This window comes from Methanobrevibacter sp. (assembly GCF_045112895.1).
GTDB lineage: Archaea > Methanobacteriota > Methanobacteria > Methanobacteriales > Methanobacteriaceae > Methanocatella.
The window spans coordinates 1-20,463 of record NZ_JBGUIH010000010.1 but is presented as its reverse complement, the minus strand read 5'-3'; the positions used below and the strand labels follow the sequence as shown (position 1 = coordinate 20,463).

Below are 20,463 nucleotides of genomic sequence, written 5' to 3'. Positions count from 1 at the left end.
TATTTTCTTAATGATATATAAATTTTGAAAGATAGTTTTTACATTGACAAACACTATTAATTACTTAAACGAATATACACTCTATCATGAAAGTCAAAGATGGAATTATTGGTTTTGTAGTTGGGGATGCCCTTGGAGTTCCCGTCGAATTTCATTCAAGAAACGAACTTAGAATGGAACCTGTTGTTGATATGAGAGAATATGGGACCTACAATCAGCCAAAGGGAACCTGGTCTGATGACTCTTCAATGACAATAGCTACAATGACCAGTATCATAAATAAAAAAGGAATCGACTATACGGACATCATGGATGAATTCATAAAATGGATGGATAATGCAGAACACACACCACATGATGAGGTTTTTGATATTGGAAGCACAACATCCCGTGGACTGAACAGATATAAGGAAGGTTGTGATGCCTTAAAGTCAGGCGGCACTTCAACCCACGACAACGGAAACGGGTCATTGATGAGAGTCCTGCCATTGGCCTACATTGAAGGAATAGACTATGAAACAATTGAAAACGTTTCTGCCCTGACCCATGGCCATGAGAGATCCAAAATCGCATGTGTATTATATGTTGAAATAGCCAAATCAATGCTTTCAAACGAAGGCCTGAGTATAGCCGAGCACATTGAAAATTCAAATGAAAAAATAATGGATTACTATAAAGACTGTGAGGAACTGGACTATTTCTATAGAATATTTGAAAATGACTACTCCGAAGGGATTAGGAGCGGCGGATATGTGATAGACACCCTGGAAACAGTCACCTATTGCCTGAAGAACACCGACAACTATAAGGATGCCGTCTTAAAAGCTGTCAATTTCGGCGGAGATACCGACACAAATGCGGCCATCTGCGGAGGGCTGGCAGGAATTTATTACGGATATGACTCAATACCTGTAGATTGGATTAACGAAATTGTTAAAATTGATGAACTGCTTGCATTATGTGAAAAGTACGAGGCATTTTGTGATGAATCTCAGCAAAACCATTAAAAATATCAGGGCTTCCTGCAATAATTACATAGACCCTAACCTGCTTGCCTTTATCATCGATGATGACAACTACATGGGAACCAACAACATCCTGGAAGTTGAAGGATACGGCATCAATGACGATGATTCATACGAGGAAAGGCTTTTAAAGATTTCCAAAAGTGAAAACATATTTCTGCCCTTCGGCATGATGACATTCATGCCCATCATAAATGAATGCGACATATTCTCAACACAGGACTATAATCTCAAACTTTCACAAGAGGAATTTGACCTGTACCATGACAAGGAAGAGAAACTGTTTGGAATTCTTATTAAGAAGGATTCAAATGAGTATGCTATCGGAAAAACTGATGTCTGCAGCTGCAGCATTGACGCGTCTTTTGAAAAACTAGAAAAAACAGACTCTGAATTCTATAAGACAATAGAAAAAATAGTAAAAGAAAAAATAATAGATTAATCCAACTTAGTTTGTAGTTGGATTATTAATTGTAGTTTGTGGAACCTTTTCTGCAACTTTAGAACTGATGTTCTTCATTTTTGAAATCAGCTTATCTTTGGAAGATCCACTGATTAGAATGTTTTCCAAAACATCACTTAAAGTTTCGGTTGGAATGATTTCAATCATGTCTTCATATTTCTTCTCAATCATTACATCTTTCATGTTGGATTTTGGAATCAATACCTTCTTCATTCCAGCTTCTGCTGCCGCCTCGATTTTGGCAGTTGCTCCACCTATAGGCATTACATCACCACGAACATTCAGTGAACCGGTTAATGCAACGGTTTGATCGATTGGAATCTCCTCAATAGCTGAAATCACGGCTGTTGCAATACTTACGCTGGCGGAGTCACCTTCAACACCATCATAAGTTTGGATGAACTGAACGTGAATATCATAATCGGAAATGTCCTTGTTGGTGTATTTCTTAATCAATGCACTCACATTCTGAACTGATTCCTTGGCGATTTCACCTAATTTACCTGTAGCAATGATTTGACCTCCGGTTTTGGACTGTGTCGGTGCAGCTTCCGCTGCAATTGGGGAAACGATTCCGCTTCTATCACCGATTACTGCAAGACCGTTGATGAGACCAACCCTTCCACCTTCAGCTGAAACCATACTGTAGTCTTTCCTTTGCATGATTGACCTGTCGGCTATTTGCTGTTCGAGGGTTCTTGCGAATTTTTTGGCTTCGAACACATGCTCTGCAGTTACCAAATCGTCACCTTTTTCGATAGCCACATCACCAGCAGACCTTACCAATCCGCCCAAATCCCTTAACCTTAAAGTCAAGGCGTTCTGTTTTCCGGACCTTCTTTTCGCTTCCATTATGATTTCATCAAGTGCATCTGGAGCAAAGTGCGGAATTCTTCCATCGTTTTTAACTTCCTGAGCTACGAATTGGACAAGTTTCTCCCTGTTTTCAGTAGTATCTTCCATGTAATCTTTCATGAAGACTTCATAACCGTATCCTCTAATTCTGGATCTCATTGCAATATGCATTCCTTCCAATACCTGAAGGTTACCTGATGCTACAAGAACAAAGTCACACGGTACTGCCTGTGACCTTACCATTGCCCCTGATGAGTTTTCGCTTTGACCAGTAATCGCATATTGCTTTTCTTGCATTGCAGACAAGAGCTCTTGCTGGGTTTTCATTGACATTGTACCGATTTCGTCAATGTACAAAACACCCTTATTAGCTTTGTGAATCATTCCTGCTTCCACACGTTCATGTGCCGGAGTTCCAAGACCACCTGATTGGTATGGGTCGTGGCGCACATCACCGAGCAATGCTCCTGCATGAGCTCCGGTTGCATCCATGAACGGTGCAAATCTGGATTCCTGATTATTTACCAGCAATTTCGGAGACATATTAGTGGTTTTCGGTTTAATTTGAATAGATATAAGTAAAATTAAAGCTGCTGCAATAATGGACTCGAGCAATCTTCCATACATAAATCCTATAACTAATATTCCACATATTGCAAACATTGTAATAATGGTTTTCTTCTCCTCTTGACCTTTTGCAGAACCTTTTGTTGCCTTCACTATTTTCTTTCCTTCACCTGCAGGTACTGTCCTTATCAGCGGATGGTTGTTGTCTTCCATATTCGGGTATACTAAGATATCCTGCAAAACTTCATGAGGTAGGATTTGTGCCATTCCTTTAGCAAGCATTGATTTTCCAACACCCGGATCACCAATTAAGAGAACATTCCTTCTTTGCTTTGCTGCTTTTTTAATTGTTTCAATGGACTCTTCATGCCCAATAACTTGATCAATTAATAAAGGGGGAACTTCAATATCTTGTGAGCTTTTAATATTATTATAATCTAACATAGGTTTAGTTTCTTCACCTTTTGTCTCTATTTCAGGCTCAGCAACTATATCTTCAGAAGAATCATCAATCACTTCTTGTTCTTCAAATTTCATAAAACAAACCTCACTTCTCTAAATAAATTCATCATTAAAAAATTAAGTTCTATATACTATTTAAATATTATTTAAACTCACTATATATAAAAACTTTTCTATTTTAGTAAATAAAAGTTACTAAAACAATTTTTAAGTCTGATTGAAAAATTGCCTGAAAAATCAATTTTCAATATTACTGTAAATTCATATCAACAAAATAAAATTTAATGTATAAACTTTTATTTTTAAAAATAATGGAAATTCAAAAATTTATTGATAAAAAATAAATGCAAACTTAATAATAGATAATATTATATACAGAAATCAACATAAAAAGTATTACAAAATTAATTTTCAATAATTAAATTTTGTTAATCGAATTTGTTTGTATGGCAATATATCCATCAGTCATTTTTTAAATAATATTGGAATTTATTTAAAACCCCAAATAAAATGATATTATATTGAATCCATACTTCAAATTTGGTTAAATTCAACTCATTTTTAAATTATTTATAATAGTAGTTGAATATATCTTATCATGACAAAATGTATCATGGTTCAAGGAACATCATCAAACGCTGGAAAAAGCATGCTTGTAGCAGCTTTATGTAGAATCTATAAAAACAGGGGATATAACGTAGCTCCTTTTAAATCACAGAACATGTCCCTAAATTCCTACACTACAAAAGAGAACGGTGAAATTGGAATCGCCCAAATGCTGCAGGCCGAAGCGGCAATGATTGAACCGAGCGTGCATATGAATCCTATATTGCTCAAGCCAAAAGGGGATTTCACATCAAACGTGATTATCCAAGGAAAGTCAATCGGAGACATGAACTTTTACGACTACCAGCACAAATACCATGATACCGCTTTCAATGCAATAAAAGAGAGCTTCAAGATTTTATCCGATAAATATGACATCATAATCATTGAAGGTGCAGGCTCACCTGCCGAAATCAATATGCGCGACCAGGACATTGCAAACATGGAAATAGCCCACCTTGCAGATGCAAATGTTATCTTAATAGCCGATATTGAAATGGGAGGAGTGTTTGCCGCAATTGCAGGAACATATGTATTGCTTGACGATTATGACAGGTCCCGCCTGAAGGCGACCGTCATCAACAAGTTCAGGGGCAACCTTGATATCCTGAAGCCGGGTCTGGATAGGATTGAAGAGATAACCGGCGAGCCCGTTTTGGGGGTTCTGCCGTATGATGAAACCTTAAGATTGCCTGAAGAGGACTCAGCATCACTGACCACACATGAATTTGCAGAAGACAAGGACATTACAATCGGCGTCATACGCCTTCCAAAAATAGCCAATTTCACAGACATAGATCCCTTCGAATACGAAGATGACGTTGCCCTCAAGATGATTGGAATCAATGACGAAATCGGCGATGTTGATGCCATCCTGATTCCGGGAACCCGTAACTCAACGGAGGACATGTTTGCCCTTCGCGAAAGCGGACTTGCGGACAAAATTATTGAAAAGGCCAGTGAAATCCCAATCGTCGGAATCTGCGGCGGACTTCAAATTCTTGGAAACGTGATTCATGATGAAGACAAACGCGAGTCCAAGCATGGAACCATTGAAGGTTTGGGATTATTGGATATCGAATCAAGCTTTTCAAGAGCCGGAAAAATCGTTACACAATCCGAAGCAACAATTCCCGATAATCTGGAAGGCCTTGCAGGTGAAATCTTCAAGGATATTGTCGGCGAAAGCGTAACCGGCTATGAAATCCATGAGGGAACATCAGACCTTCTGAACTCAACAGCCCTTTTAAACGTTACAAAAGGCCAGGGAAACAACGATAATGGATTGATTGATGGTGCATCCAACGGCAATGTATTTGCAACATACTTCCATGGGATATTCCACAATTACAACTTCAGAAGAGAATTTTTAAATCATATCAGAACCAAAAAAGGCCTTGAAGCCAGATATGGTGAAGACCCTTACGAAACCCAAAAGGATTATTCCCTAAACAGACTGGCCGAAATCGTCGAGGAAAACCTTGACATGGACATTATCGACAAATTGCTTTTTGATTAAAATGACAAGACCCCAACTCACTAAAGACTTGAAAAGCGAAGATTTCAAAGAGTACTATTTTTTAAAGGAAGAGCTTAAGGAATTCTGCCGAGAAAATGGACTTAAAACAAGCGGGAACAAAGGCGAACTGGAAGAAAGAATAGCCTACTTTCTGGATACGGGAAAATCGCTTAATTCCAAAAGGATCAAATGCATTTCCAAAAACGATTCTAGTGAAAAAATCACACTTGAATCAAAAATCGGTGAGAACTTCAGATGCAGTGAAGGCAAACGTAAATTCTTTGAAAAGGAAATAGGCAACAGTTTCAAGTTTAAAGTGAAGTTTCAAAAATGGCTGAAGGCGAACCCCGATAAGACCTATGAAGATGCAATTAACGCATACCTTGAAATCCAGAATTCAAAAGAAAAAAGCAAAATCGATAAGCAATTCCAATACAACCAATATATTCGTGATTTCTTTGAGGACAATTGCGACAAGACCTTAAAAGAAGCCATCGAATGTTGGAAATATAAAAAAAGCATGAAAGGACATAACAGATATGAGAAATCTGATTTGGAAATCCTAAAAAAATAACTGCTTTTTAAATAATATTGAATGCTATTTTCAAATCAAAACCGCATTATTTAAAAATGTAAACCAACATAATTATAATTATCGAATTTATTGGAGATTTAGAAAATGATTTTAAATGTAAATGCAACTAACAAAAAATCTGGTGAAGTAATTTCATTCGCATTAGAAGGTGATGCAGACGCAGGATTTAACTATGAAGGAACCCATATGCAAGAAGTAGCTGATAACAAAATCAGAGAAGTGTGCAATGGATTAATCTTACTCGGTTCCCCAATCTACACTATTAAACCTGGTGAAACTGAAACCATTGAAAACATGACCTTTGTTACCGAAGTTACAGCAGAATAATTCTGCTACTCTTTTTTTATTTTTGAATTTATTTCCGCTTATAATCAATAACTATTTTTCTTTGCTTTCATTTGAGGCGGTGTTGTTAATATTAGAGAGATTGATGTTGAAAATCATGTCTTTGCGCCGTAACAAGGAACAAGCATTGGTTTGAAGGAATATTTTATGAAAACATTCATTTCAAACCCTTTGGACAAATGATTTTGTTCCTCTTATTGTATCATCACAAAAACCGCAGCTATGCTTGGCAATGTAATGATGATTGTATTAATAAACATTCTGAAACGGCGTCTTTTCCATTCTTTTTCTGTCAATTCCCTCATTTTCGGGATTTTCAAAACACTGATGATAATGCCCGCAGAGAGGAAAATGAAATAGGTGTTGATGATAAACAGATATCCTGCTCCAAGGAGCATGTCCCATCTGGCGTTTGCAATCGAATAGCCGCAGGTACATAGTGGCGGCATCAGGGCGGTTGCAATTGCAACACCGGGGATAACCGTGTTCGCTTTGTCTTCTCTAGTCTGTCCGATGATTCCTGCAAGTCCCCCGAAAAAGGCAATCAGCACATCAAAAAAGGTAGGTGATGTTCTTGCCAGCAATTCTACTGTTGGCTCTTTAACCGGAGAGAAAAAGAAATAGATTGCCGCGGCGGTAACACTGATTACAATCTGCACTACGAAACCGAGAGCATGTTTGCGAAGCAGCGGATAGTCTGCAGCCACGCTTGCATATGCAGAAGCAAGAATGCTTCCCATTATGGGTGAAATCAGCATCGCACCGATAATCACTGCAGTTGAACTCATGTTGAGGCCGACAGATGCGATTATCATTGCACATACCAGCACACACATATTTGTTCCGGTGACCTTTCCGCCATCCAGAAGGCGTGTACGGATCTCCTCATTTGATGCGGAATCCTCTGATAATGAAAACATCTTTTTGATTTTTTCCTTTATTGTTTCTTGTTCTTCCTTTATACTCATATTGTCATTTCCTTATCTTTCATAACGCATAATCACAAAAAATATTCGGTTCAATAATTCGATAATTATTATTCCTTATTAAATAATTGATTTTAATATTAATTAAAGTAATATGATTATTCCATTTATGCAATTTGAATATGAAGTCAGTTAAAAGGAATCAAATCTTCACAATGCCCTTCTTGTTATTAATGGACAATTAAAGATTGTGACGATTAAAATAAGTTAAAAATGTAGGGTATTGATTATAGCTGCAACATGGGAAATATAGCACAGGCTAACAGTGCAAAAAAATAGTATGAAATTAATGTCATGCAACCATTCAGCAGAATGACATTAAATCATCTGTTTTCATTAATTCCTGAAGGATTAGAATAGGAAACTTAAAATACTTAAAATTAATGCTACGATAACTAATCCCATTATCACTTTTCTGTGTACTTCGATACTTTTGATTATCAATCCTAAGATTGAAACGATAACTAAAAGATTAATTATTTTCAATAAGAAGAAAAGCATATCATTAACCTCCTAGTATCATATTTATTACATTTAATATAAATAAGTTAAGAAAAAAAATGATTCAATGGCACTGATGCCAACAATGCCTTGCCATCCGATTACAGTCGGGTTTTTGATTTACTATCTGTATTTCTTAAGAAATATTGCAGTGATTACAACCGTTGAGATAACTGAGATTATATTGGAGATCATTGAAGGCAATCCCAAACCTTCAGGGGCTTGCAGGATATACCCGAATGCAATTAGGGTACATACGATTGCCGGAGCTAGTCCAACGATGTACGGCTTTTCCTTTTGAATTAGATAAACAGTTGCGGAAAATAATATTATTGTAGCTACTATCAATTGAGACCAAGCAAAATATCTCCAAATCAAACTAAAGTCAATGAATGTTAATCCGAATGATACTAAAAACAATGGCACAGCCAATTTTAGCCTGGAAATTATTTTTTCGTTATTAAGCTTGAATTCGTCTGCAATTGTTATCCTTGCACTTCTAAGCGCAGTATCGCCTGATGTAATCGGACAGATAACCACTCCAATGATGGTTAAAACCAAACCGACAGGCCCCACCAATGCTGTTGCCATTTCATTGACTGCCACTGCAGGCGCCGCACTATAGATTGCCGCAAGCTGAGGCTGACCATGGAAAAACGCCATTGCAATGGCTGCCCAACAAAGTGCAACCAGACCTTCCAAAACCATAGCCCCATAGAATACTGGTCTTGCATCGTTTTCATTCTCCATGCATCTTGCAACAATCGGAGACTGCGATGCATGAAAACCTGAAATGGCCCCACAGGCAATAGTAACAAAGAGATATGGGAAAATGCTTTTGTCGGTCAAATACAATCCCTGTGTCGTAAACTCCGGAATTGTGTATGCGGGATTTATTATTACTCCACCAATCATCAATACTGCCATAATCAATAGCAATGCTCCGAAAATAGGATACACCCTTCCAATGATCTTATCGACTGGAAATACTGTTGCAACCAAAAAGTAAATGAAAATTACGGTAATGCATAAAAGCACAGGGATGTGGGTTAAGTTGCTAAGCAAGTCTGCAGCCCCTTTTGCAAAAGTGGCTGAAACAAGAACTCCGGTAATTACCATGAGAACCGCAAGAAATTTTTCAAGTCTGGTTCCAAGATACTCTGAAACAATATCAGGCATTGTAAATCCGTCATCCCGCAGGGACATGAATCCTGAGAAGAAATCATGAACCCCACCAATGAAGATTGTACCGAACACTATCCATAAGAATGCTGCCGGACCAAATAATGCCCCCTGTATCGCTCCAAAAATAGGTCCTAAGCCTGCAATATTTAAGAAATGAACTAAAAAGTTCTTGATTCGAGACATCGGTATATAGTCAATACCATCCTGCAATCTATATGCCGGCGTTTCGAGAGTTTCATCCACACCGACTATTTTCTCAAGAGCTTTTCCATAGACAAAGTATGATGCAATCAGCAATATGAAGCAGATGATAAAACTATACATGAATTATAGTTTAGCAATATAAAATATAAAAAAATTTTGATAATTTTTGCCGATATGGATTCCACGACTTCAGTTAAAAAAAAACATCATCATTAACACTTCAATCCATAGTGGGAGACGGAATCGTGAAGATTTAAATTCGTTTAACCGGCTTAAAATTTATATATCCATTTACCAAAAAATACTATCAATAGGCTAAACATGCTGATGCAATGCAATTGCCCCATTACTCATGAATAATATAATTAGATAACGATGATTATGAATAGACCAATTATTAATACACTATCCCTTTCAAGAATACTCTTCGGAGCATTATTCCTATATCTTGTCCTTTTTGATTTCAATACCATTTATCTGGTCTTCATATTTGCATTGACAATAATCAGCGATATCCTGGATGGCCATCTGACCCGCAAATATGATTTGATAACCAGCAATGGTTCTAAAATTGATGTTATTTGTGATTTTCTATTTATAATCCTATCAACATTGTCGCTTGTTCTCATTGATTTGATACCCTTCTGGTTTTTATTTATCATTACATTGAAACTGATTGAGTTTTTCGCAACTTCAGGACCTGGCGGGCTAAAATACGATAAGTTCGGAACATTTGTTGCATACATGTTCTATGCCCTTCCACTTATTGCAATACTAATAGATTCAAAGAATATAATATCCGCATTGACACTCCTTATAACCTCATGCGCAATTGCATCTTCGCTCTTAAGAATCAAAAATATGGAAGGATTAAATAACTAAAAAAACAGATATATCAGTCGATAAAAATGATTTCCCTTAGAAAGATAAATGGCATTTTAATAATTATTGTGGCGTTGATGCTTGCATACCATGCACTAATGAATACTCTGCTGTTCTTTGGACTGGTAAGTTATTCTCCCGTCTTTAAAGTCTCAGGTCGAAGGCTATTCTATCCCCTGATACTGCATATAATAATAAGTGCATATCTCTACATCAAAGAAAGATTAAGAAGATCAAAGAACTATCCGAAATTAACTAAAGATACTACACAGCAGCTTGTCAGCGGAATCTGCATCATCATATTTGCAATAGCGCATATTCTGAATTATTCCTTGGGAGATGCCCTGGACAGCAGCCAGTTCATATATCATATTATTGGAGACAATCTGTTGTTCATCTCAATAGCTGTTCATTTGCAAATATCAATTCCAAAATTGCTGGTTTCATTTGGATTTTTAGAGGGAAAAGACGATTATGAAAATGTGAAAAATAACATCACCGTAGTATTATTCATTGTTCTGATTATAATTTTCCTGGCACAGGCGACATTCTATGGGGGTTTTCTATGAGTGAAATAGTTATTGTAGGTGCTGGAATTGCGGGTTTGACTGCAGCCATAAAAGCCTCTGATATGGGCGCACATGTAAAGCTGATATCTCCAGACTACTCAGAACGTTCACAATCGGTAATGGCAATGGGAGGAATAAACGCCGCCCTAAGGAGTAACGATTCAACAGAAGAGCATTTCCAAGACACCATGAACGGCGGATGCGGAATAAATAACGTTGAGGCAGTCACCAGGTTAACTTCTGATGCGCCGGACATCATAAAATGGCTTTCAGATATGGGAACAAGCTTTACAAGGGATGAACAGGGAAATGTTGATGTAAGGTACTTCGGAGGCCAAAAGAAAAAGCGAACTGCTTATGCCGGTGCAAGAACCGGAAAACAGATTGTAACTACATTGATCAATCAATGCAGAAAAAAGGAAGCTGAAGGCAGTGTCACCCGCTTTATCGGATGGAGATTCTTATCATTGATGTTGGATGAAGGCAAATGCTGCGGCGTAATCTGCATCAACGAAAACACTTCAGAGATTAGGGAATTTGCATCAGACAGCGTGATAATAGCCAGCGGCGGATTGAACAAGCTATTCGGAAAAACCTCCGGATCTGTTCAAAACGATGGAGTTGCAACAGCAAGACTATTCATGCAGGGCGTTGAACTGGCCAATCTCGAAATGATACAATATCATCCGACCACCGTAAAGACTCCGGTCAAGAGAATGTTGATAACTGAAGCGGCACGGGGCGAAGGAGGCAACCTTTACACCCTTCGGGATGGAAAGCCATGGTATTTCATGAAGGAATGGTATCCTGAAAAGGCGGAGCTGATGCCGAGGGATGTCGTATCAAGAAGCATCTTTAAAGCATCTAATGCCGGTGAAAACCAAGTTTATTTGGACATGAGTCATCTGGATGAAAACCTGATAAAAACAAAACTGGATGAGGTTTATGAAATCTGCACAACCTATATTGATTTGGATCCTACATCCGAAGCGATTCCAGTCTATCCTGGAGTCCATTTCTTTATGGGCGGCATAAAGACCGATGAAAACCATAAGACCAATATCGAAGGATTGTATGCTGCCGGAGAGTGTTCATGCCAATATCATGGAGCAAACAGGCTAGGTGGAAATTCACTTCTGGGAGCGGTTCATGGAGGATGGATTGCTGCTGAAAATGCCGCTTCAAAATCCATTCCATCTGATTCCACAAGCCAATTGGACGAAGAGATTGAATCATTTAACAATTGGGAAAAATCGGATAGAGATTGCAGTGAAACAGAAGAGAAGCTAGCGGAGATAATGAACGGTTCAATGGGAATATACAGAAATGAAGAAGATTTAAGGACAGCACTGGCAAAGCTTGATGAACTGGACATTAATATTGGCGGCAGCTATTATGATTACATTAAATTGGAGTCATTGATATTGCTTGCAAAAGCATGCATTCTATCGGCATTGAAGAGAAAGGAAAGTAGGGGAGCACATCAGAGAATCGAGTATCCTCAAAGCAGCGACGAATATAAAAAAACCACATGCGTAACGTATGATGGCAAAATCAATGTTAATTTCAAATAGTTGGTGAAAAGATGAGCATAATTAAGGTAAAAATAAAGATAGGTGATGAATATCAGCTATTTGACTATGATGGCGATTTGAATATTCCTGTGACAACATTGCTTGAAAGATTGGAGTATCCTATAGAATACTCCTGCAGCTGTCTTCAGGGATTATGCGGGTCATGTGCAATGGTAATAAATGCCCAACCTCAATTAGCCTGCAAAACATTTCTAAATAAGGAATTGGCTGTTACAAAAAATGACATGATAACAATTGAACCTTTATCCAAGTTTCCGGTGATAAAGGACTTGACAGTGGACAGGTCTATTCTGCATGAAGCAATGATTGACTGTGAGCAATGGCTGGAAAGTGATGCAGAAACCAACACCAACGATTTGGATTTTGAATATGAAATGTCAATGTGCTTGATGTGCGGATGCTGTACCGAAGCATGCCCCAACTATGAAATGGGAGATTTTGCCGGAACGCAAGTTGCAGTTTCCTCATCCAAACTGGTTTTACAGGAAACCGACAAACATCATTTGAAGAATATGAAAAACAAATATAAAGAAAAATTTTACCCTCATTGTGTAAAATCATTGGCCTGTGAAGATGTCTGTCCCATGAAAATTCCAACACAGAGAGCCATCTCCAAGATGAACAGAAAATCCGTGTGGAGATTCTGGCAACTAATAGAAAATTATAAATGATTTGTAGACTTTTAGGCGATAATTGGTTAAATTGTGGCTAAAAACAACTTATAACTAACTAATATTATGAGGAGATAACCAATGGACAAAAAAATAATTATTATTGGCATATTACTTCTAATTATTGCCGGTGCCATTTTAGTAATGCTTACAAACTCCGTGAATTATGAGAGAATTGAAATAACACCCAACGGAACAAGCATAGATGTTCCGGCCAATCAGACTAAATTTTGCGGCGATATTGAAGGCGTTAAAATTTGGAATTGGGACAAGGGAGCATTGATTACCTACAACAGCCACGAAGGCAGCGGAATCAGCGCATTAACCGGATTAAGTTTCAATGCAATTAATGAACTAATAAAAACTGGAGAAATGCAAAACATTGACGGATTCACATGTTACGTAATAAATGCCGATGAACTATTGGAAATCCATTTGTTTGACATCATCAAGGTAAACTATAATGGCAAATTCTATTGCATTCCTCTAGCCAATGAAACATCCCATGACAACATCATAATCTGCTGCAACGACAAGGACATAGCACTGCATATGGCCAAATCAGTACAGTACAAAAATGTCTATCCGGATAATACCGATTTGGATAATGCAATCTCCACAGTGGAAAACATGACCGGAGATTTGCAGTCCATGGCAAATGATTATGTCAACAATACCGATTGGAATAATGTTGAATCCACAATAGAAAAAATGACTGGGGACTTGCTATCCAATAGTTAAATATCAAATTAATTTTTGTTACGTATCAATATGACTCATGAAATAGTTGTACCACTTATCACTTTTTGAAAAATTTTACTTATCAAATGCTCTCACTCAACTTTTTTTATATGTGAATAACATAGGTGATAAGTATGATGAACAACGAGCTACTAAAAAATTTAGCGATAAACTGCAACCACGCTGAGAGAACACAGCGTAACTATAGTAATGCATTAAGGAAATACAGCGAATATTATGGCATGAGCCTTCAGGAACTTCTTGATGAAGCTGAGGAAGATGAAAGAAATAATGTTAGATGGAAATACAGCCGTTTAAAAACTAAACTGCTTGAATACAGACATCATTTATTAGAAACTTCCGCATGGAATACTGTAAAAAAAGACATTACAATCATCCAATTTTTCTACAAATTCTATGACATTGAAGTGGGAAAACTACCTAGAATCAATCAAAAATCCGTGAAAAAATCTCAACCAATATATTTCAAGGATTTACCTGATAAAGAGATAATCAGAGAAGCATTTAAAATAGCACCACCTTTAATGAAAGCAATAATTCTGTTTTCAGCATCCAGCGGATGTGCAAAAGCTGAAACATTAGGTCTGACCATTAAAGATTATATTGATGCTCTTTCAGAATATCTTCCTCGCAGGAAAAGAGACATTTATGATATAATTGATTATCTAACTGATGCTGGTGATATTATTCCTACATTCAGGTTGTTAAGGAGAAAAACAAACAAATATTACATTACATATTGCAGTCCTGAAGCGGTTAGGGCTATCAATGCATATCTCTTAACCAGGGAAGATGAATTAACAGATGAAAGTCCGCTTTTTAAAATAAGTGAAAGGCGTCTGACTTATCACTATCAAAAAATAAATGATACCCTTAATCTTGGAAGAGTTGGAAACTACGGAAGATTCAGAAGCCACATGATGAGGAAATTTCATGCAAGCGCTCTTTATAATGACCGCATGAGTCTGGATAAGGTTAACGATCTGCAGGGAAAAGCCAAAAATTCAACAGATTCAGTTTACTTTATGACCAATCCCGAAGACTTGAAATATGAATACATTAAACATTTGCCAGCCATTACAATAAATACTGATGTTAAAAAGTTAACCATCAAATCTCCCGAGTTTATGCAATTGGAAAAAGAAAATGAAGTGTATCAGAGCAAGATACATAAACTTGAAAATGATGTGGCCAGTATCATATCACGTATGCCTGAGGCAGGCAAATAATCTATTAACTGAAAAAGTGAAATTTATACATTTCACTATTCTTTACTTTTTTTGTTAAACACCAATTGTAAAAACATCGGTGTTTTATTTTTATGGATAAACAAATCAATATTGAATTAAACTATTTTTTAAACAATATTTACTAAAATACAAAACAAAATGTTTATATATTCATTTTTACAGAAGTATAATTGCCATTATGTGATGGGAACAATTTTACGAAGTGAAAGCAATTTTTCACTCCCGTACAACTTTCCCCCGTAATGGCAAACAGTCAACATATGGAGGTAAAATATCGAGAAAAGCAATAAAAAAAGATCATGAGAAAAGGATTATAAAAAAATAATGTTATTTGAACAACGAGCTATAATATTATTTTTGATATAATCCTAAAGGGTCAGTGTGAGAAAAATAAAAATGATTAGCAAGTCGACAAACATGTTAAAAATTAATACTTTTCAAAACTTAACCCAATATCTAGTTTATTTTAAGGAATATATAAATATTTTCACATTTAAACAAAGCAAAACTTATTTTATTCTAAATATTGGGAAAAGAACGGAAAGTTGATTTTACTCCAATACTATTTTTGTTTTTCAAAAACTTCTGGCCCTGATGAGTTTTAGACCGTTGAATTTGCACACCCCAGTAATACAATGGGAAACAAGGAGATGAAAAATATGTGCGGTATAATAAAACCCCGGATGGGTGAAGTAATTATTACAAATAACTTCCAGGCACTTGAAGAAGCTATTGATGAGATAACCGAAACAGAAAACATAAGAAATGAAAGGGAATTCTTTGAGATGTACAGAATCAAGATACTGAAACTGGATCAATAGCTTAGAGGTTGAAATGAAATCAAAAATATTAAAGGAGACTAATATGTTAGAGCAAGACGTGAATGGAGTGCCTCATGTTTTAGTCCCAAGAGACGTATGGGATGACATATGGGCAGTATTAATTTATATCAAGGATTCAGGTGAATTGCATGAATAGCTATTCACCATTCAAAAGACAGGTGGCTGAGATAGCCCCTCACAATCAGTTCGATGACAACTACCACGGCATCCTCACCCACAGGGGCGAGATTAAGGTTGCCAAAGGTGATATGGAACAAGAAATCCTCTACATTGACGATAATGGTATTGTGCTTGTAGATGGCGGTAAAAAGGCCTACCAGACAATGATACATTCAAAGCTGTTGGGCTTGATTCATTATGCTGCGGCAGGTGACATTGGCCTAATCAAATTCATAAGAGGAGAAGCTTTCATAGTTGGATTTAGGAAAACCAAAGGAGATGACTGATATGCAGGAGACAATTCTTGAAATGCAAAGAAACCTTGATGATAAACATTTCATCGCTTTCATATCTGCAAATGAAAATCCTCAATCTGTAGCATTGAAATCAGATGAACTGAAATTCCCTGACAATAAAACAGTAGTAATCCGTAAAAAAGGCGGAAGAACTAAAATAATTAACTTGAATTTAATTATTGAAATCTGCATCAGGAGACTTGGTCAATATGCCTAAACCAGCAAGATTATACCCGAAACCGGAACCGATGAAGATTAATCCTAAATTGGTTTTTATTGGAAGCATGGTATTTGCTATAATAATCGGATGGATTGGAATTGCAACAAGTACAGGAGGAGTCTAACTCCTCCAATAATATTTAAGGTGATAATATGGTAAAAGCGGAACTTATAGAAAATCCTCAGGAAAATGAGGTAATGAAAGTTGTTGATAACGTTCCCGATGTCGATACGGCTATTGAACAGTGGGACGCATATCAAAAACTCTGTAAAGGACTGTTGAACGAAACAGACTATCAGGAAATCATAGTCAAAGAGAAAGATGAAAACGGCAACTATGTCAGCGTGAAAAGACACTTCAAAAAGAAATCAGCATGGCAGAAGCTATCCCGTGCATTTAACGTGGATACTGAAATAGTGGACCGTGACCTTGAAAGAACAAAAATGGGAAGGGTACGTGAAGCCTACTACTGCGTTCGTGCCACTCTTCCAAATGGCAGAAGTGTCGAATCAGATGCACTATGCTCCAGAAGTGAAAAAGGAAAAGACAAAGTTTCCGATCACACAATCATGTCCACTGCAAAAACCCGTGCGACCAATAGGGCTATTGCAGAACTGATAGGAGCTGGAGAAGTTAGTGCTGAAGAAATGACCGCTGAAAAAATGGTTACACAAAACCAGTCAAAATTTTTAAAAGAGGATGATTCCTAAATCCTCTTTAATATTATTTAGGAGAGGTTAGAATGAGTAATGACAGACAAAGTATATTTACAAGCACACAATTGGATTATGAAGAAATTGTAGAAATCCCTGAAGGATATGAAAAAGCAGAACTTAAAGACTTTGAAGACGGAAGCCTAATCACCGGAAGACCACAAATGTCTTCAGTTACATCATACACTTTCGACTATGACGGTGAAGAAAAAACCGTTAACAGATTCAAACTCTTTATCTTCAAGGATGACGAACAGCTATACGTTGAAATAAACGTTAACCTCAAAAATGATGGAGACCTTCACAAAAACATCCGCAAAGGAAGTGTACTCTTTGATTTCTTGACTTCAATTCTTGAACTGGAAAATGCAGGTTCAGTCGGCAAATCCAATGTTGTCAGAAATGTTGACCTTGCCGAATACCGTGAGTTTGTAAACAGGTTATCTGAAATGACAATCCAGGTCAAAGAAAAATCCGGAACCTACGTATACTACAGTTTCATCGTACGGGATGTCCAGGTCTAGACGGAGCAAATAACAATGAGTAATGTAGCTGAATTACCCACAAAAGATACAATAACCCTCATTATCAATCCCAAAAATCCTGATAAGGTTACATATGTATTTAAAAATAAGTTTGGTAATAAGATTGGAGAGTATCTAAACAAATCTCCAGCTACATTATCTTCTCAAAGTAATGTCGCAAAGCACTACAAAGAGATTATGGATCCCAAAGGAAAATTAGAGCCAAAGATAATCAACCGCCAGTTTTCAGAAGTTAAACAGCTATTGCAGCTCAACTATGAAAATGAACTTTCAGTCATTGAACAGGAAATAGCTGACAAACTTCAGGCAGAACAGGAAAGAGATGCTACCAAATTAAAGGAAGCTATCACTAAACTCCAGTCACTGCACTGTCCTTTGGTTTATATCGGCAGTGTTATTGAATGGCTTACTGCAGGTGAAAGGAACAATATATTGTATGCATTCACCGTATATGCTGGACAGGTTGTTCTTGGAAATCCAGTATCTGTAATATGTCTGGGTGAAGCAAGCAGCGGAAAGTCACACATTCAGGAAACTGCATTAAGATTGATTCCGAAAAGGTTCATCGTTAATGAAAAGAAAATCACAGAAGCAGCCCTGTTCAATCGTGCAAAAACGGATAGGTATTTCTGTGACGGCAAGATTGTCAACTACGGTGACATGGGTGGAAATAATGACCATGAGTTTATGGAAGAGTCCAAAAACCTCATGAAGGAACTTCAGTCCGACGGCTTTCTGAACAAACCGTTGAGCATACCTGACGGCGAAGGAGGATGGGAAGTCAAGGATTTAAAACTTGAAGGAAGACCTTGCTTAACTTACACTACAGTACCTAATCATAATTTCGATGAGCAGGAAATGAGCAGAAGCATATTCATTACTCCAAGAATGGACAACAAAGATATCTTCAATCGCAGAAACACTGCACTAGAATTCAAGCACGGCAAAAGCTATAAGATTCTAAAGAAATATGAAAGGGAAGCTGAACTGGTGCCGTACATGCTATTGCATCTGAAAGAAGTCTTTGAAGACATTGTAATCATAAACCCTTATGTTTACTTTGTCATAAACTTTCTGAAGAACTCAGCTTTCTATAAAAGGGATTTTGACAAGTTCAACGGAATACTGAAAACCATAACTGCTCTGAATTACTATAACCATGAAATCCATGAGATTGACGGCAAGAAAGTAATTTTAACCAATATTGCAGATGTTCAGCAGTTCATGAGCTTGCTTAAACCATACAAGGAAAGCATATCTGCAAACCTTGCTCCTAAAGCGGTTGAGGTTTTAAATGACATCAGAAACAATATCGATGACTGGAGAATCAATAAGGACAGGGAAGTATTGGATATGGGAATTACAACCAATGAATACTTCTCTCTTCAGAATCTTGAATTGAGTAAGGCATCAGTCAGAAAATACATGTACGAACTGGCAGACCATGGATTTCTTCAGGTAACTACCCAGTCCGGCAGATCCAATGTATATGACTTGGCAAAAAGTGAAGTTGCATCCATCAACTATGATTTAAAACACATGGACGATTCAATATATGAAATCATCAGCTATGAGATTGGCGAATGGGTTTTAGACATTATGAAGGAAGATAAGTTTATTGAGGGGTTAAGTATTATGAACTTTGACAGCACGATTAAAAAACCACCATGGATGGGAAAACCAAAAAAACCATGAAAACTCAAAAAACCTAAAAAACCTGAAAGTGGAAAAACCATGAAAACTCATAAAAACTTTTCAAAAAGTTTTTTCACGAAAATTGTTTAAAATTGTTTTTAGGTGAAATGGATAATTATCCATTGAGTTTGGTGGTGATTTTTACAATCGAAAAATTAAAAAAACCATGATTTCAGGAAATGGACGGGAGCAAACTTTCAAAAAGTTCTCCCGCATACCCCCTGAAAAAATAGTTTTTATAAAAATATGTATAATGAAAAAGCCATAATAACTGCCCGTTTTATCGTTTGAGAACCGTGAGTAGTTTTTTATAAAAACTTTTCAAAAAGTTCTCAATAGTTTTTATGGTTTTTATAAAATTATTGAAGTGATGTAAATGAAGTCTATAAGACAGCAGATAATCGAAGCCAAGAAGGAAAAGACTCAAAGAGAGGAAGAAATGTGGTTTGTTGACTACTGCAACAACTGTAAGACAGGACTGGCTTCAGAATGTGATGTACCCTGCCATCATCCATGGTACTGCTGGCATGAAGGCGAATCATCTATTGTTCAAGCAGAGATTGTCAGAATAGATGAATTCAGAAGACTGCATGGATACGTTACTTCACAGATGTATTATGAATACAAGGAATTAAGAAAAAGACAGCGCCAGCTAATATGGAAAGGCAGACAAAAATTACTGAAAGGCCAATAGCTATTAATTATGTGGAATACCACTCATCCACATTAACTCTTGTTGCTACTTAATTTGACCATTTACGGCTTAAGTCACTGTCATTAAATACAGTTTTTTCTTGACATTCTTTTAACTCGCTTATGTTATCTCTAAAGAATTTTAAGCAGAAATCTTTTTTTGCATTGAAATTATCACAGTTTAAATGAATATTTTCCTGGCAGTTATCGCAACCAATGTCGGTGCCTTGTTTGTTTTTACAGGATAATTCATCGTTA

At 36.9% G+C, this 20,463-nt stretch carries 24 protein-coding genes; 19 read left to right on the top strand and 5 right to left on the bottom strand.

What is annotated here, in order from left to right:
• Positions 1–86: 86 nt before the first annotated feature.
• Positions 87–1,007, top strand: coding sequence for an ADP-ribosylglycohydrolase family protein (locus ACJMLD_RS02330; RefSeq protein ID WP_405267597.1), 921 nt, complete (start codon positions 87–89; stop codon positions 1,005–1,007).
• Positions 985–1,467, top strand: coding sequence for a hypothetical protein (locus ACJMLD_RS02325; RefSeq protein ID WP_405267595.1), 483 nt, complete (start codon positions 985–987; stop codon positions 1,465–1,467). Before ACJMLD_RS02330 ends, ACJMLD_RS02325 begins: the two co-directional genes overlap by 23 nt.
• Positions 1,468–1,473: 6 nt before the next feature.
• On the opposite strand, the gene lonB is transcribed toward ACJMLD_RS02325, so the two are convergent.
• Positions 1,474–3,447 (bottom strand): ATP-dependent protease LonB, encoded by a 1,974-nt coding sequence (lonB, locus tag ACJMLD_RS02320; protein ID WP_405267594.1) that lies wholly within the window; start codon positions 3,445–3,447, stop codon positions 1,474–1,476.
• Positions 3,448–3,970: 523 nt separating this feature from the next.
• On the opposite strand from lonB, the gene cobQ reads away from it, so the two are divergent.
• The 3 genes from cobQ (at position 3,971) to ACJMLD_RS02305 (ending at position 6,419) form a co-directional block, all read left to right on the top strand.
• Positions 3,971–5,497 (top strand): cobyric acid synthase CobQ, encoded by a 1,527-nt coding sequence (gene cobQ, locus ACJMLD_RS02315; RefSeq protein WP_405267592.1) that lies wholly within the window; start codon positions 3,971–3,973, stop codon positions 5,495–5,497.
• A 1-nt stretch (position 5,498) separates the two neighbouring features.
• Complete coding sequence (locus ACJMLD_RS02310; RefSeq protein WP_405267590.1) at positions 5,499–6,071, top strand: DUF6434 domain-containing protein; 573 nt, start codon at positions 5,499–5,501, stop codon at positions 6,069–6,071.
• A gap of 105 nt (positions 6,072–6,176) precedes the next feature.
• Positions 6,177–6,419: a hypothetical protein gene (locus ACJMLD_RS02305; RefSeq protein WP_405267588.1), complete on the top strand. Its 243-nt coding sequence runs from the start codon at positions 6,177–6,179 to the stop codon at positions 6,417–6,419.
• Positions 6,420–6,631: 212 nt separating this feature from the next.
• Here ACJMLD_RS02305 and ACJMLD_RS02300 read toward each other — a convergent pair whose 3' ends face one another.
• The 3 genes from ACJMLD_RS02300 to ACJMLD_RS02290 form a co-directional block, all read right to left on the bottom strand.
• Positions 6,632–7,405 (bottom strand): DUF389 domain-containing protein, encoded by a 774-nt coding sequence (locus ACJMLD_RS02300; RefSeq protein WP_405267587.1) that lies wholly within the window; start codon positions 7,403–7,405, stop codon positions 6,632–6,634.
• 369 nt (positions 7,406–7,774) lie between these two features.
• Positions 7,775–7,924 carry a hypothetical protein gene (locus ACJMLD_RS02295; protein ID WP_405267585.1) on the bottom strand — a complete coding sequence of 50 codons (150 nt, stop codon included), beginning with the start codon at positions 7,922–7,924 and terminating at the stop codon, positions 7,775–7,777.
• Between the two features lie 123 nt (positions 7,925–8,047).
• Positions 8,048–9,433: a carbon starvation protein A gene (locus ACJMLD_RS02290; RefSeq protein ID WP_405267583.1), complete on the bottom strand. Its 1,386-nt coding sequence runs from the start codon at positions 9,431–9,433 to the stop codon at positions 8,048–8,050.
• A 261-nt stretch (positions 9,434–9,694) separates the two neighbouring features.
• Here ACJMLD_RS02290 and ACJMLD_RS02285 point away from each other — a divergent pair, with 261 nt between their 5' ends.
• From ACJMLD_RS02285 to ACJMLD_RS02220, 14 genes are all read left to right on the top strand, one after another.
• The gene (locus ACJMLD_RS02285) at positions 9,695–10,195 is read left to right on the top strand and encodes a CDP-alcohol phosphatidyltransferase family protein (RefSeq protein ID WP_405267581.1); all 501 of its coding nucleotides are present in this window, start codon (positions 9,695–9,697) and stop codon (positions 10,193–10,195) included.
• Positions 10,196–10,221: 26 nt separating this feature from the next.
• Positions 10,222–10,764 (top strand): hypothetical protein, encoded by a 543-nt coding sequence (locus ACJMLD_RS02280; RefSeq protein ID WP_405267580.1) that lies wholly within the window; start codon positions 10,222–10,224, stop codon positions 10,762–10,764.
• On the top strand, positions 10,761–12,338 hold the full coding sequence (locus ACJMLD_RS02275; RefSeq protein WP_405267578.1) for an FAD-dependent oxidoreductase: 1,578 nt from the start codon (positions 10,761–10,763) through the stop codon (positions 12,336–12,338). Before ACJMLD_RS02280 ends, ACJMLD_RS02275 begins: the two co-directional genes overlap by 4 nt.
• 11 nt (positions 12,339–12,349) lie before the next feature.
• The gene (locus tag ACJMLD_RS02270) at positions 12,350–13,030 is read left to right on the top strand and encodes a 2Fe-2S iron-sulfur cluster-binding protein (protein WP_405267576.1); all 681 of its coding nucleotides are present in this window, start codon (positions 12,350–12,352) and stop codon (positions 13,028–13,030) included.
• A gap of 81 nt (positions 13,031–13,111) precedes the next feature.
• Positions 13,112–13,771, top strand: coding sequence for a hypothetical protein (locus ACJMLD_RS02265; RefSeq protein WP_405267574.1), 660 nt, complete (start codon positions 13,112–13,114; stop codon positions 13,769–13,771).
• 134 nt (positions 13,772–13,905) lie between these two features.
• Positions 13,906–15,021: a site-specific integrase gene (locus ACJMLD_RS02260; protein WP_405267572.1), complete on the top strand. Its 1,116-nt coding sequence runs from the start codon at positions 13,906–13,908 to the stop codon at positions 15,019–15,021.
• Between the two features lie 680 nt (positions 15,022–15,701).
• On the top strand, positions 15,702–15,863 hold the full coding sequence (locus ACJMLD_RS02255) for a hypothetical protein (protein ID WP_296889650.1): 162 nt from the start codon (positions 15,702–15,704) through the stop codon (positions 15,861–15,863).
• A gap of 149 nt (positions 15,864–16,012) precedes the next feature.
• Positions 16,013–16,330: a hypothetical protein gene (locus ACJMLD_RS02250; protein ID WP_405267570.1), complete on the top strand. Its 318-nt coding sequence runs from the start codon at positions 16,013–16,015 to the stop codon at positions 16,328–16,330.
• 1 nt (position 16,331) lies between these two features.
• Positions 16,332–16,556 carry a hypothetical protein gene (locus ACJMLD_RS02245; protein WP_405267568.1) on the top strand — a complete coding sequence of 75 codons (225 nt, stop codon included), beginning with the start codon at positions 16,332–16,334 and terminating at the stop codon, positions 16,554–16,556.
• Entirely contained in the window at positions 16,549–16,683 is a 135-nt protein-coding gene (locus ACJMLD_RS02240) for a hypothetical protein (protein WP_296889642.1), read from the top strand. Before ACJMLD_RS02245 ends, ACJMLD_RS02240 begins: the two co-directional genes overlap by 8 nt.
• 28 nt (positions 16,684–16,711) lie before the next feature.
• The gene (locus tag ACJMLD_RS02235) at positions 16,712–17,269 is read left to right on the top strand and encodes a hypothetical protein (RefSeq protein WP_405267566.1); all 558 of its coding nucleotides are present in this window, start codon (positions 16,712–16,714) and stop codon (positions 17,267–17,269) included.
• Positions 17,270–17,301: 32 nt separating this feature from the next.
• Positions 17,302–17,796: a hypothetical protein gene (locus tag ACJMLD_RS02230; protein WP_405267564.1), complete on the top strand. Its 495-nt coding sequence runs from the start codon at positions 17,302–17,304 to the stop codon at positions 17,794–17,796.
• A 15-nt stretch (positions 17,797–17,811) separates the two neighbouring features.
• Positions 17,812–19,512, top strand: a complete 1,701-nt coding sequence (locus ACJMLD_RS02225; RefSeq protein ID WP_405267563.1) for a hypothetical protein — start codon at positions 17,812–17,814, stop codon at positions 19,510–19,512.
• Positions 19,513–19,888: 376 nt separating this feature from the next.
• Positions 19,889–20,206 carry a hypothetical protein gene (locus ACJMLD_RS02220; protein WP_405267561.1) on the top strand — a complete coding sequence of 106 codons (318 nt, stop codon included), beginning with the start codon at positions 19,889–19,891 and terminating at the stop codon, positions 20,204–20,206.
• A 49-nt stretch (positions 20,207–20,255) separates the two neighbouring features.
• Here ACJMLD_RS02220 and ACJMLD_RS02215 read toward each other — a convergent pair.
• Positions 20,256–20,463, bottom strand: a 208-nt coding sequence (locus tag ACJMLD_RS02215) for a hypothetical protein (protein WP_405267559.1), incomplete at its 5' end; no start/stop codon positions are given.

Coding starts and splice junctions, on each gene's coding strand:
- ACJMLD_RS02330 (WP_405267597.1), top strand. CDS start 87: ATGAAAGTCAAAGATGGAATTATTGGTTTTGTAGTTGGGGATGCCCTT.
- ACJMLD_RS02325 (WP_405267595.1), top strand. CDS start 985: ATGAATCTCAGCAAAACCATTAAAAATATCAGGGCTTCCTGCAATAAT.
- lonB (WP_405267594.1), bottom strand. CDS start 3,447: ATGAAATTTGAAGAACAAGAAGTGATTGATGATTCTTCTGAAGATATA.
- cobQ (WP_405267592.1), top strand. CDS start 3,971: ATGACAAAATGTATCATGGTTCAAGGAACATCATCAAACGCTGGAAAA.
- ACJMLD_RS02310 (WP_405267590.1), top strand. CDS start 5,499: ATGACAAGACCCCAACTCACTAAAGACTTGAAAAGCGAAGATTTCAAA.
- ACJMLD_RS02305 (WP_405267588.1), top strand. CDS start 6,177: ATGATTTTAAATGTAAATGCAACTAACAAAAAATCTGGTGAAGTAATT.
- ACJMLD_RS02300 (WP_405267587.1), bottom strand. CDS start 7,405: ATGAGTATAAAGGAAGAACAAGAAACAATAAAGGAAAAAATCAAAAAG.
- ACJMLD_RS02295 (WP_405267585.1), bottom strand. CDS start 7,924: ATGCTTTTCTTCTTATTGAAAATAATTAATCTTTTAGTTATCGTTTCA.
- ACJMLD_RS02290 (WP_405267583.1), bottom strand. CDS start 9,433: ATGTATAGTTTTATCATCTGCTTCATATTGCTGATTGCATCATACTTT.
- ACJMLD_RS02285 (WP_405267581.1), top strand. CDS start 9,695: ATGAATAGACCAATTATTAATACACTATCCCTTTCAAGAATACTCTTC.
- ACJMLD_RS02280 (WP_405267580.1), top strand. CDS start 10,222: ATGATTTCCCTTAGAAAGATAAATGGCATTTTAATAATTATTGTGGCG.
- ACJMLD_RS02275 (WP_405267578.1), top strand. CDS start 10,761: ATGAGTGAAATAGTTATTGTAGGTGCTGGAATTGCGGGTTTGACTGCA.
- ACJMLD_RS02270 (WP_405267576.1), top strand. CDS start 12,350: ATGAGCATAATTAAGGTAAAAATAAAGATAGGTGATGAATATCAGCTA.
- ACJMLD_RS02265 (WP_405267574.1), top strand. CDS start 13,112: ATGGACAAAAAAATAATTATTATTGGCATATTACTTCTAATTATTGCC.
- ACJMLD_RS02260 (WP_405267572.1), top strand. CDS start 13,906: ATGATGAACAACGAGCTACTAAAAAATTTAGCGATAAACTGCAACCAC.
- ACJMLD_RS02255 (WP_296889650.1), top strand. CDS start 15,702: ATGTGCGGTATAATAAAACCCCGGATGGGTGAAGTAATTATTACAAAT.
- ACJMLD_RS02250 (WP_405267570.1), top strand. CDS start 16,013: ATGAATAGCTATTCACCATTCAAAAGACAGGTGGCTGAGATAGCCCCT.
- ACJMLD_RS02245 (WP_405267568.1), top strand. CDS start 16,332: ATGCAGGAGACAATTCTTGAAATGCAAAGAAACCTTGATGATAAACAT.
- ACJMLD_RS02240 (WP_296889642.1), top strand. CDS start 16,549: ATGCCTAAACCAGCAAGATTATACCCGAAACCGGAACCGATGAAGATT.
- ACJMLD_RS02235 (WP_405267566.1), top strand. CDS start 16,712: ATGGTAAAAGCGGAACTTATAGAAAATCCTCAGGAAAATGAGGTAATG.
- ACJMLD_RS02230 (WP_405267564.1), top strand. CDS start 17,302: ATGAGTAATGACAGACAAAGTATATTTACAAGCACACAATTGGATTAT.
- ACJMLD_RS02225 (WP_405267563.1), top strand. CDS start 17,812: ATGAGTAATGTAGCTGAATTACCCACAAAAGATACAATAACCCTCATT.
- ACJMLD_RS02220 (WP_405267561.1), top strand. CDS start 19,889: ATGAAGTCTATAAGACAGCAGATAATCGAAGCCAAGAAGGAAAAGACT.